This is a genomic window from Pseudomonas sichuanensis (genome assembly GCF_024749065.1).
GTDB classification, from domain to species: Bacteria; Pseudomonadota; Gammaproteobacteria; order Pseudomonadales; family Pseudomonadaceae; genus Aquipseudomonas; species Aquipseudomonas sichuanensis.
Genome location: NZ_CP087185.1, coordinates 1407443 through 1418927 on the forward strand (window position 1 = coordinate 1407443; position 11485 = coordinate 1418927).

Annotated in this window: 12 protein-coding genes; 5 read left to right on the top strand and 7 right to left on the bottom strand. The window is 65.6% G+C overall.

Annotated features, from left to right (window positions below; translation table 11 throughout):
- Positions 1–38: 38 nt before the first annotated feature.
- From LOY51_RS06540 to arsC, 3 genes are read right to left on the bottom strand one after another with little or no spacing between them, the layout of a single operon-like run.
- Positions 39–452 carry a DUF2069 domain-containing protein gene (locus LOY51_RS06540; RefSeq protein WP_125857713.1) on the bottom strand — a complete coding sequence of 138 codons (414 nt, stop codon included), beginning with the start codon at positions 450–452 and terminating at the stop codon, positions 39–41.
- Positions 445–1050, bottom strand: coding sequence for an NAD(P)H:quinone oxidoreductase (gene wrbA, locus LOY51_RS06545; RefSeq protein WP_125462970.1), 606 nt, complete (start codon positions 1048–1050; stop codon positions 445–447). Before wrbA ends, LOY51_RS06540 begins: the two co-directional genes overlap by 8 nt.
- Entirely contained in the window at positions 1047–1400 is a 354-nt protein-coding gene (gene arsC, locus LOY51_RS06550; RefSeq protein WP_125462971.1) for an arsenate reductase (glutaredoxin), read from the bottom strand. The genes wrbA and arsC overlap by 4 nt, the downstream gene beginning before the upstream one ends.
- Positions 1401–1477: 77 nt before the next feature.
- Between arsC and LOY51_RS06555 the strand changes: the two genes are divergently transcribed.
- The gene (locus tag LOY51_RS06555) at positions 1478–1942 is read left to right on the top strand and encodes a TlpA disulfide reductase family protein (protein WP_125462972.1); all 465 of its coding nucleotides are present in this window, start codon (positions 1478–1480) and stop codon (positions 1940–1942) included.
- Between the two features lie 84 nt (positions 1943–2026).
- On the opposite strand, the gene LOY51_RS06560 is transcribed toward LOY51_RS06555, so the two are convergent.
- The 4 genes from LOY51_RS06560 to LOY51_RS06575 form a co-directional block, all read right to left on the bottom strand.
- Complete coding sequence (locus LOY51_RS06560) at positions 2027–2431, bottom strand: META domain-containing protein (RefSeq protein WP_110993018.1); 405 nt, start codon at positions 2429–2431, stop codon at positions 2027–2029.
- Positions 2428–2865, bottom strand: a complete 438-nt coding sequence (locus tag LOY51_RS06565; protein ID WP_125462973.1) for a hypothetical protein — start codon at positions 2863–2865, stop codon at positions 2428–2430. Before LOY51_RS06565 ends, LOY51_RS06560 begins: the two co-directional genes overlap by 4 nt.
- Before the next feature lie 31 nt (positions 2866–2896).
- Complete coding sequence (locus tag LOY51_RS06570) at positions 2897–3886, bottom strand: 2-hydroxyacid dehydrogenase (RefSeq protein WP_258645301.1); 990 nt, start codon at positions 3884–3886, stop codon at positions 2897–2899.
- A gap of 99 nt (positions 3887–3985) precedes the next feature.
- On the bottom strand, positions 3986–6742 hold the full coding sequence (locus LOY51_RS06575) for a response regulator (RefSeq protein WP_125857716.1): 2757 nt from the start codon (positions 6740–6742) through the stop codon (positions 3986–3988).
- 231 nt (positions 6743–6973) lie between these two features.
- Here LOY51_RS06575 and LOY51_RS06580 point away from each other — a divergent pair, with 231 nt between their 5' ends.
- The 4 genes from LOY51_RS06580 (at position 6974) to rlmD (ending at position 11454) form a co-directional block, all read left to right on the top strand.
- On the top strand, positions 6974–7690 hold the full coding sequence (locus LOY51_RS06580; protein ID WP_125462976.1) for a response regulator transcription factor: 717 nt from the start codon (positions 6974–6976) through the stop codon (positions 7688–7690).
- A 2-nt stretch (positions 7691–7692) separates the two neighbouring features.
- The gene (locus tag LOY51_RS06585; RefSeq protein ID WP_258645304.1) at positions 7693–9102 is read left to right on the top strand and encodes a HAMP domain-containing sensor histidine kinase; all 1410 of its coding nucleotides are present in this window, start codon (positions 7693–7695) and stop codon (positions 9100–9102) included.
- Positions 9103–9196: 94 nt separating this feature from the next.
- Complete coding sequence (gene cysM, locus LOY51_RS06590) at positions 9197–10096, top strand: cysteine synthase CysM (RefSeq protein WP_110993024.1); 900 nt, start codon at positions 9197–9199, stop codon at positions 10094–10096.
- A complete protein-coding gene (gene rlmD, locus LOY51_RS06595) occupies positions 10096–11454 on the top strand; it encodes a 23S rRNA (uracil(1939)-C(5))-methyltransferase RlmD (protein WP_125857719.1) in 1359 nt (452 codons plus the stop codon). Before cysM ends, rlmD begins: the two co-directional genes overlap by 1 nt.
- Positions 11455–11485 lie beyond the last annotated feature (31 nt).

Sequence of the window (11485 nt, forward strand, 5' to 3'; positions counted from 1 at the left end):
GCATACCACGTGGGAGCGGGCTTGCCCCGCGATGGTGTTTAGCTCCCTTCGCCGGCCATGCGCCGCTCGATCTGAAACTTCCAGCGCACATACAGCAGCCCGGCTACGAACAACCCCAGGCTCACCAGCACCTCGACCCAGCCAAACACCGCTCGCGCCGGATCGAATGCCGCCAGCACGCCCTTGATGAAGTAGATGTTCACCACGAAGCAGGTCCAGGCATGCGCCCGGGCGCTGCCTTTGAGCATGCCGGGCAACAGCAGCAGCAGGGGGATCAGCTCGACGGCCAGGATCACCCCGACCCGCGCCCCGTGCAGGTCGGCGAACCACAGGTTGTTCACCACCAGCAAGGCGATCAGGCCGAAGAAACAGGCCAGGCTCAAGGCGCGGGTCAGGCGTACCCGTGGCGCCAGCCAGTCCAGTGGCGGCAGTACCTTGGGTTTTTTAGCCACGTTCGCCACCCAGGGCCTTGGCGGTGTTCGCCAGGCGTTGGCCGAGTGCGCGGCACAGGGTGATTTCGTGTTGATCGAGTTCGCGCTTGCCGTCGGCACCGGCATGGTGGCTGGCGCCATACGGGGTGCCGCCGCCGCGGGTTTCCAGCAACGCCGACTCGCTGTAGGGCAAGCCCAGCACCAGCATGCCGTGGTGCATCAGCGGCAGCAGCATCGACAGCAGGGTGGTTTCCTGGCCGCCGTGCAGGCTGGCGGTGGAGGTGAACACCGCCGCCGGCTTGCCCACCAGCTCGCCACCGAGCCACAGGCTGCTGGTGCCGTCGAGGAAGTACTTGAGCGGGGCGGCCATATTGCCGAAGCGGGTCGGGCTGCCCATGGCCAGGCCGGCGCAATGGCGCAGGTCGTCGAGGGTGGCGTACAGCGCGCCGCTGGCGGGGATGTCCGGAGCCACCGCTTCGCACTCGGTGGAAATCGCCGGCACGGTGCGCAGGCGGGCTTCCACGCCGGCCATCTCGACGCCGCGGGCGATGTGCCGGGCCATCTCACTGGTCGAGCCGTGGCGGCTGTAATACAGCACCAGGATGTACGGGGCGCTCACGGCAAGATCTCCAGCACTTTCTCCGGCGGGCGGCCAATCACGGCCTTGCTGCCGGCCACCAGAATGGGCCGTTCGATCAGTTTGGGGTGCTGGACCATGGCCTCGATCAGTTGGGCATCGGTCAAGGCCGGGTTAGCCAGGTCGAGGGCCTTGTATTCGTCTTCACCGCTGCGCAGCAGCTGGCGGGCGCCGATGCCCAGTTGGCCAAGCAGTTGCTTGAGGGTGGCCGCGTCTGGCGGGGTTTCCAGATAGCGCACGATGGTGGGCGACAAGCCGCGTGCCTCGAGCAGCTCCAGGGCGCCGCGGGATTTCGAGCAGCGCGGGTTATGATACAGGGTCAGATCGGTCATGACGGGTCGCATCCAGCAGGGTGTGGCGGCTATTCTAACCGACTTCAATGCTTGAAAACTTCGAGAAGGATTGACCCATGGCAAGGCGTTTGGCAGCTGCACTGGCCATCACCGCGAGCCTGTTGCTCGGCGGCTGCGGTGCAGACTACGGTGTGGACCAGCACGGCAATACGGTGAAGAGCGAACAGGTTGACGGGCACTGGCTGGTGCTCAACTACTGGGCCGAATGGTGCGGCCCGTGCCGTACGGAAATTCCCGAACTCAATGCCGCGGCCAAGCAATGGGAGGCCCAGGGCATCAAGGTGCTCGGGGTGAATTTCGACGGCTTGCAGGGCGCCGACCTCAAGGCTGCCGCCGACACCCTGGGCATCGCCTTCACCGTACTCGCCCAGGACCCGGCCGAGCGCTACGAGTTGCCGCGCAGTGAAGCGCTGCCGGTGACTTACATCATCGACGACAAGGGCAAGGTACGTGAGCAGTTGATGGGCGAGCAGACCCTTGAAGGGCTGCAGGCGAAGATCAAGGCGCTCAAGGGCGCTTGACAGCAGTTGCAAGTTTCGAGCTGCAAGCTGCAAGAAAAAGCGCAGGCATCGCGATTTGCTCTTTCTTGCAGCTTGCAGCTTCTCTCAGCCTTCCTCAGGCCAGAAGCGCAACGGCTTGCCTTCAGCCGGCCAGAAGCGGATCTGCTCGATCGGCGACACATCCCAGCGCTGTACCGTTTCCAGCGCCTGCAGGAAGCGTTTTTCCTGGTCCATCAAGGCGGGCGCACACAGCTTGCGGGTCTTGCCGACCTTACCGAAGCTCAGTTGCTCGCCGTTCAGCGTGTACGGTGCGAACCAGTGGTTGCAGCCGGCATTGCCGTAGGCGCGGCCATCGTTGGCCAGGGTCAGCGTAAGGTGGCTGTAGTCGATCAGCGGCCGCTCACCGATCCACTCCAGCACATAGCTCTGCTCCTGCTGCAGGGGCGAAGGCTGCGCTGCACAACCCATCAGGCCGCCGGCGATCAGCGCGGCGCTCAACAGCTGTTTCACTCAGCGCGCTCCTGACACTGTGGGCACAGGTGCTTGTCGCCCTGGCTGGCCCAGCCCAGCTCTGCCACGCGGGCGCTGGCGGCCGGTGCGTGGCCTTTTTTGCCTAGCTTGGCTTCAGCGGCGAACTCGAAATCCAGCACGGCGTCGCAGCTGTCGCACTTGACCTGCCATTCGTGGATTTCCAGCTCGTTGAACACCGGGCCCCTGGCCACGGCGACCCACTGGCCGCTCGGGTTGATCAGGTGGCGGACGGTGTCCACGGTCAGGCGCATGGACAGGGTCTTGCTGCCCTTGAGGCTGACCAGCAGCACGTCGTTTTTCTGGATCGAGCCGCCGTTGCCGGTGACCTGGTAACGGCCCGGCACCAGTGCGCGGCATTCGATCAGGGTGTGTTGCGGGTTGAAAAGGGTGTAGCGGAAATCGTGTTCGACCATGGGTCCTCCAGAATTGCCGCGTATCCTAGCATCAACCTTCGACGATGTTCTGCGGATTGCCTGCCGCCCAGCGGGTGATGTTGTCCAGGGTGGTCGCGGCGATGGCATCCAGCGCCTCGCGGGTCAGGAACGCCTGGTGCGCGGTGACGATCACGTTGGGGAAGGTCAGCAGCCGCGCCAGCACATCGTCCTGCAGCGGCTGGTCGGAGCGGTCCTCGAAGAACAGTTGCGCCTCTTCTTCATACACATCCAGCCCCAGGTAGCCGAGCTGGCCGCTTTTGAGCGCATCGATCAGCGCCGGGGTGTCGACCAAGGCGCCGCGGCCGGTGTTGATCAGCATGGCGCCGGGTTGCAGCTGGGCCAGGCTGTGGGCGTTGATCAGGTGCCGGGTGTGTTCGGTCAGTGGGCAGTGCAGGCTGATGATGCGGGCTTCGCGCAGCAGCTCGGGCAGCGTCAGGTAGCGTGCCCCCAGGGCCAGCAGTTCGGGGTTGGGGTAGGGGTCGTAGGCCAGCAGCTGGCAGCCGAAACCGGCCATGATGCGGGCGAACGCCACGCCGATCTGCCCGGTGCCGACCACGCCGACGGTCTTGCCGTGCAGGTCGAAGCCGGTCAGGCCATGCAGGGTGAAGTCACCTTCGCGGGTGCGGTTGTAGGCACGGTGCAGGCGCCGGTTGAGGGCCAGGATCAGGGCCACGGCATGCTCGGCGACGGCGTGCGGCGAGTAGGCGGGCACCCGCACCACCGCCAGCCCCAGGCGCTGCGCCGCGGCCAGGTCGACGTGGTTGTAGCCGGCCGAGCGCAGGGCGATCAGGCGCGTGCCGCCAGCCGCCAGGCGCTCCAGCACCGGGGCGTCGAGTTCGTCGTTGATGAACGCGCAGATCACCTCGTAACCGCAGGCCAGGGCCGCGGTGTCGAGGGTCAGGCGCGCCGGCTGGTAGTGCAGCTCCAGGGCCGTGTCTGCGACGGCACGCTCGAAACTTTCCTGATCGTAGTGCTGGCTGCTGAACAAGATGGCGCGCATGGCGGTATTCCTTTTATGGCTATGCCGCCAGTCTAGCCAGACGGGCAGGGCGTCTATTGATCTGTATGGGCTGTGGCGGCCTCATCGCGGGATACTCGATCACACGCTGCATTGTGCCTGTTCCGCGAGGCGCACAATTGCCCGGTCCAGCTCATCCAGCGCCTGCTGGGCCTGTGGGTTGTCCTGCTTGAGCAAGGTTTCGCTGCGCTGGCAGGCCGCACGCAACTGTGGCACGCCGCAATAGCGCGAGGCGCCGTTGAGCCGATGCACGCGCTCGATCAGGGCGGCGTGGTCTTCTGTTTCACGGGCTGCAAGGATGGCCTCCCGTTCAGACGCCAGCGAGGCCAGCAGCATGGCCAGCATGTCCGCCGCCAGGTCCGGTTTGCCGGCGGCCAGGCGCAGCCCTTCCTCCGGGTCGAGCACCTTCAGTTCGCTGCTGTCGGGCATGCGTTCAGGGCTGCGCTCGGGCTGTGGCGCACCCAGGCTCAGGCCGGTCCATTTCATCACCACCTGGGCCAGCTGGCGCTCACTGATCGGCTTGGTCAGGTAATCGTCCATGCCGCTGTGCAGCAAGGCGCGCTTTTCATTGGCCATGGCGTGCGCGGTCAGGGCGACGATCGGCAGCGCCGGGCCGCTGTGGCTGCTTTCCCAGCGGCGGATCTGTTCGGTGCAGGCTCGCCCGTCCATGCCCGGCATCTGGACATCCATCAGGACCAGATCGAAGGGCTCATCCTGCACGGCCTGGGCCGCCGCGAAGCCGTTGTCCACCGCCAGTACTTCGGCGCCCATGCCTTCAAGCAGGGTCTGTACCAGCAGCAGGTTGGCCGGGTTGTCGTCGACGCACAGCACCTTGGGCATGCGCTCGCCTGTGACATGGCGCTGTTCGCCGAGTGGGCGGCGCGGTTGCACCAGTTCCAGCAGCAGGCGGCGCAGCTTGCGTGTGCAGGTCGGTTTGGCCAGCAACTGGCCATGGGCGTTGGGCAGGTAGGGTTGGTAGAGCGGCTGCTCGGTGGTCGGGCAGAGCACCACGCACTGGCAGCCCTGGCGTTCGAGTTGCTGGTGATAGTGGCCGAGCTGTTCGGGCGAGAGGCTGCCCAGGTTGGTGCCGAGCACGGCGAAATCGAATGGCTGCCCGGCTTGCGCGGCCGCGTGCACGGCCTGCAACAGTTGGTCGTAGGAGGTGAACAGGCAGACCGACAGCCCGCAGTCCTCCAACTGATGCTCCAGGGCCTGGCGCGCCAGGTCATGGCCGTCGACGATGGCCACCCGGCGGCCCAGCAGCGCCTGCAGCGGTTGCTCCTCGATATCGTCGTGGGCCCTGGGCAGGTTGAGGCTGATCCAGAACTGCGAGCCTTCGCCCGGGGTGCTGTCGACGCCGATCTCACCGCCCATCTGCTCGATCAGGCGCTTGGAAATCACCAACCCCAGGCCGGTGCCGCCGGGCTGGCGCGACAGCGAGTTGTCGGCCTGGCTGAAGGCCTGGAACAAGGTGCGTACGTCCTGCGGCGAAAGGCCGATGCCGGTGTCCTGCACGCTGATGCGCAGTTGCACGCTGTCTTCCTGCTCGTCTTCGAGCATGGCGCGTACCACGATCGTACCTTCGCGGGTGAACTTGATCGCGTTGCTCACCAGGTTGGTAAGGATCTGCTTGAGCCGCAGCGGGTCGCCCACCAGCGACAAGGGCGTGTCGCGGTACACCAGGCTGAGCAGCTCCAGCTGCTTGGCGTGGGCCGCCGGGGCGAGGATGGTCAGGGTGTCCTGGATCAGGTCGCGCAGGTTGAACGGGATGCTGTCGAGCACCAGCTTGCCGGCCTCGATCTTGGAGAAGTCGAGGATCTCGTTGATGATCCCCAGCAGGTTGTCGGCGGACTTTTCGATGGTGCCCAGGTAATCGAGCTGGCGTGGGGTCAGCTCGCTTTTCTGCAACAGATGAGTGAAACCCAGGATGCCATTGAGCGGGGTGCGGATCTCATGGCTCATGTTGGCGAGGAACTCGGACTTGATCCGGCTGGCTTCCAGTGCTTCCTTGCGCGCCATGTCCAGCTCGATGTTCTGGATCTCGATGGTTTCCAGGTTCTGGCGCACGTCCTCGGTGGCCTGGTCGATGCTGTGCTGCAGCTCTTCATGAGCGCTGTGCAGGGTTTCGGCCATGCGGTTGATACCCGCGGCCAACTCGTCCAGTTCATGGCTGCCCATGGCCGGCAGGCGTGCGTCGAGGTGGCCGTCCTTGAGCTGGTTGACCGCATGCTTGATGCGGTTGATCGGGCCGTTGATGGTGCGGCCCATGCGCACGGCGAGCAGAGCGGTCAGGCTCAGGCAGGCGAAGATCAGCAGCAGGCTGGTGAACAGGTTGCGGTAGCCGCGCAGCAGGGTGCCGTCATGGGACAGCTCGATCTCCACCCAGCCGAGCAGCCGCTCGGCCTCGTTGGGCACGGCATCGGTGGCCAGGTCGCGGTGATGGCCGAACACCGGCATCAGGTAGCGGGTGGCGTCATTGCCGGTGCGCTGCAACAGTTGTGTGCCGGTGCCGCCGCTGGGGGGCTGGTTGAGCATGCTCGGGCCGGCGTGTGCCAGGCGCGTGCGGTCGGCGGCAAGAAACGCCACGGCGCGCACGTCGGACTGCTCCAGCGCCTGGGCGGCGATGCGCTCCAACTGCTCCGGGGCCGGGCGGGCCATGGCCGGGGCGGCCAGCGGGGCCAGTTGCTCGGCGATCATCTTGCCGCGTTGCAACAGTTGCGTGCGCAGTTCGTTCTGCTGCAGCCAGGTGAAGTAGCTGCCCAGCACCAGGGCCATCAGGCTGGCTGGCAGCAACGCCAGCAGCAGCACGCGGCTGCGGATTCCCAAACGATCGAGCACACCTGTCTCCTGTCATGTGCCAACGCGCAAGCGCGCTCCAGCGGGAACGTTACTCCGGGCTTGGTGGCAATGCACTCATTTGTATTGGTTTTTGTCTGCCGGGGCATGCCGCTCTGCGCTTCGCGAGCGCCTGTACGCTCCGCATCGAGGTTCGCGCCGGTCGAGCAGCGGTTGCCTTGGCAAGACGGTATAGCCAATAATCGCGCAACTGAGAATTGATGGCAGTTGCCAATGAATCCCGTAGCTATTCACGAGTCCAGTATCCTGGCCATCGAGGACGACCCTGTCCTGGGTGCCTACTTGCATGAAGAGTTGCAGCGCGGCGGCTTCCAGGTGACCTGGTGCCGCAACGGCCTGGAAGGGCTGGAGGCCGCCGGGCGCCAGGTGTTCGACCTGGTGTTGATGGATATCCTGCTGCCGGGCCTCAACGGCCTGGACGCCCTGGCACGCCTGCGTCGGCACAGTGCCACGCCGGTCATCCTGATGTCGGCGCTGGGGGCCGAGGCGGACCGGATCACTGGCTTTGAGCGCGGCGCCGACGACTACCTGCCCAAACCCTTCAGCTTTGCTGAACTGCGCGTGCGGATCGAGGCGATCCTGCGCCGGGTGGCTTTCGAGCGTCGCGCCAAGGTGCCGCACGAGGCTGGCGTCGGCCAGCTGCACTTCGACGAGCCACTGTGTGATGTCAGCCTTGAGGGTGCCTGGGCGGGCCTGACCCCCAGCGAATTCCGCCTGCTCGACATCCTCCACCGCAGCCAGGACGAAGTGCTGAGCAAGCCCTTCCTTTATCAGCAAGTGCTGCAACGCGGCTACGCCCGCCATGACCGCAGCCTGGACATGCACGTCAGCCAGATCCGCCGCAAACTCAAGGCCATCGGCTACCACGAGCGGCAGGTCCGCACGGTGTGGGGCAAGGGCTACCTGTTTGGCGCGGGCGAGGCGGACTGAGCGTGCTCGATCGTCATTCGCTGTTCTGGAAGCTGGCCATCCTGCTGGTGGGGTTCTGCCTGTTGATGATCGGCCTGAGTTACACCTGGGGCCGGCACATGGAAACCCAGAACGCTTTCCTCTCCGAGCCGGCCCGCCAGGTATTGCGCGGCTATGCCGCTGAAGCCGAACAAGCCTGGGAAGAAGGTGGGCGGGAGGGGGTGGATCGTTGGCTGGAGGCTATGCACTCGCGCGAAAAGGGTTGGGTGGGCGTACTCGACGGAGACCTCCGGCCGCTGGGTAGCTTCAGCCTGGGCAGCGCCGAAGTTCAGCGCTTGACCCGTTTGCGCGGGGTCGACTGGCCCATGAGCCGACGAAGCATCGGCCAGCCCTGGCTGCGTATACCGTTTCTTGAAGACCCGGACCAGGGCTCGCTGGTGATCGAGTTGCCCGAGCGCTTCAACCCGGGCCAGTACCGCCTTTTCTGGCGGGTGATCACCAACGGAATCATTCCTGGGTTATTCACCCTGCTGTTGTGCGTTGGCCTGTACCGCATGCTGATCGTGCCGCTCAATCAATTGCGCGAGCAGGCCCGCGCCTGGCGTGCCGACCAGCTCACCACGCGGCTCGACTCGCGCACCATCCAGCGCCGTGACGAACTGGGCGAACTGGCCCGGGCCTTCGACCAGATGGCCGAGCGCCTGCAGGGTACCGTGGTGTTGCAGCAGCAGCTGTTGCGCGACCTCTCCCATGAGATGCGCACCCCGTTGAGCCGTTTGCGCGTGGCCTGTGATGGCGAAACCGACCTGCAGCGCCTGCGCGAGCGCGTGCACCGCGAGGTGGACGGCATGCAGCAACTGGTCGAGGACACCCTGCAACTGGCCTGGCAGGATGCCGAGCGTGCTCCGATGAACCTGGAGCCGATCCAGTTGCCGGTGTTGTGGGACATGCTCAGCGAAAATGCCTGCTACGAAAGTGGCTGGGCGCCGCAGCGCCTGGTCTGTGCCGTGCCGCTCGACTGCTGGGTGCAGGGCAATCTCAACCACCTGGCCCAGGCGCTGGAGAACATCCTGCGCAATGCCATTCGTCATTCACCGATCGACGGCCAGGTGCGCCTGAGTGGAAAACGCGAAGGCGGCTACTGGCGCATAGACCTCGAAGACGAGGGCGGGGGCGTGGCCGAGGAGGACCTGGAGCGGATCTTCGCGCCGTTCTCGCGGCTCGACGGTTCGCGGCCGGGGGATGGTGGTTTCGGCTTGGGGCTGAGCATTGCCCGCAGTGCCATTCGGCGTCAGGGCGGCAGGGTGTGGGCGGAGAACGGCGAGCGTGGGCTGAGGGTTTGCATGCGCCTGGCGGCGGGTGATTGCGATTCATCGCGGGGTAAGCCTGCTGCCACGAAGTGCGATGCCTCGGGCTCGCTACCAGGCTTATAGCTGACAGCTATAGCGTCCGACAATTGCGTGATATGGCCGCGCGGGGTTTGCCGGTATGATAGGCGCCCCTGCCGTCCGGATTGCGATAACGCCCATGACCCTGCAGTACCCAACCATCGCCGATTGCGTCGGCAACACGCCTCTGGTTCGCCTGCAGCGCATCGCCGGGGCTACCAGCAACACGCTTTTGCTCAAGCTCGAAGGCAACAACCCGGCAGGTTCGGTCAAGGACCGCCCGGCGTTGTCGATGATCACCCGCGCCGAGCTGCGCAATCAGATCAAGCCCGGCGACACCCTTATCGAAGCGACCTCCGGCAACACCGGGATCGCCCTGGCCATGGCCGCGGCGATCAAGGGTTACAAGATGATCCTGATCATGCCGGACAACTCCACCGCCGAACGCAAGGCGGCCATGACCGCCTATGGCGCCGAGTTGATCCTGGTGACCAAGGAAGAGGGCATGGAAGGCGCGCGCGACCTGGCTGAAAAGCTGCAGGCAGAAGGCCGTGGCCTGGTGCTCGACCAGTTCGCCAACGGCGACAACCCGATTGCCCACTACAACAGCACCGGGCCGGAGATCTGGCAACAGACCCAGGGCACCATCACCCATTTCGTCAGTTCCATGGGCACCACCGGTACCATCATGGGCTGCTCGCAGTACCTGAAGGAACAGAACCCGGCGGTGCAGATCATCGGCCTGCAACCGATGGAAGGTTCGGCCATCCCCGGCATCCGCCGCTGGCCCCAGGAATACCTGCCGAAGATCTTCGACGCCACCCGGGTCGACCGCGTGGTCGACATGTCGCAGCAGGAGGCCGAAGAGACCACCCGCCGCCTTGCCCGCGAAGAGGGCATCTTCTGTGGCGTGTCTTCCGGCGGTGCGGTTGCGGCCATGCTGCGCCTGTCCCGTGAAGTCGAGAACGCGGTGATGGTTGCCATCATCTGCGACCGCGGCGACCGTTACCTTTCCACCGGCCTGTTCGATACCAACTGATGTCCAGAAAGAAAAGCAACAGCGGCCTGCGCTTCCAGCCGGCCGGCGGTGACCGTAGCACCCAGGTGCCCGTGGGCAAGAAGCAGCGCCTGCAGATCGAGCGCCTGGCCGGTGATGGTCGCGGCATCGCCTTCGTCGAGGGGCGCACCTGGTTCGTCAGCGGTGCGCTGGGCGGCGAAGAGGTTGAAGCGCGGGTGCTCGCGGCCCGCGGCAAGGTAGTCGAGGCGCGCCTTGAGCGTGTGTTCCAGGCCAGCCCCGAGCGTCGCCAGGCGCCGTGCAAACATTACCAGCGCTGCGGTGGCTGCAGCCTGCAGCACCTGCCCCATGACGGCCAGCTGGCGCTCAAGCAGCGTACCCTCGCCGAGCAGTTGCAGCGTGTCGCCGGCATCCAGCCGGAGGAGTGGGCCGCGCCCCTGAGCGGGCCTGAGTTCGGCTATCGACGCCGGGCGCGGGTGGCCGTACGCTGGGACGCCAAGGCCCGTCAACTGGACGTGGGCTTTCGTGCCGAGGCCAGCCAGGACATCGTCGCCATCGACGAGTGCCCGGTACTGGTACAACCCTTGCAATCGATTTTCCGCCACTTGCCGACCGTACTGCGCAGCTTGAGCAAGCCGCAGGCACTGGGGCATGTGGAGCTGTTCAGCGGCAGTGCCGAAGCGGTACTGGTGCGCCATGTGGCGGCCCTTCCTGCTGAAGACCTGGCGCGCCTCGAGGCATTCTGCCGCGAGGCCGGCGCCCAGTTGTGGCTGCAGGGCGAAGGCGACCCGGCACCGGTGGATGACGCAAATGAGCTGGGTTTTGCCCTGGATCCTTGGGCGTTGCAACTGGCCTGGCGGCCAGGCGACTTCGTGCAGGTCAATGCCCAGGTCAACACCCTGATGATCCAGCAGGCCCTGGCCTGGCTGGCGCCGCAGGCGGATGAGCGGGTGCTGGACCTGTTCTGTGGCCTGGGCAACTTCGCCTTGCCGTTGGCCCGGCAGGCGCGGGAAGTGGTGGCAGTCGAAGGTGTGCAGGCCATGGTCGAGCGCGCCGAGGCCAATGCCCGCAGCAACAATGTGCATAACGCACGATTTTTTCAGGCCGATTTATCGCAGCCTTTGGCGGGCGCCGGATGGGTCGCCGAGGGCTTTTCTGCGGTACTCTTGGATCCACCGCGCGACGGGGCTTACGAGGTGGTGCAAGGCATCGCTCGGCTCGGCGCGAAACGGCTGGTCTACGTATCGTGCAACCCGGCCACGCTGGCGCGAGACGCGCAGGTGCTGGTCGGGCAGGGGTACCGGTTAAAAAGGGCCGGGATTCTCGACATGTTTCCTCAGACGGCGCATGTCGAGGCCATGGCGTTATTCGAAGTGGGCTAGCGAGCCTGGTCTTCTGGTGCGGCCCTCAAGG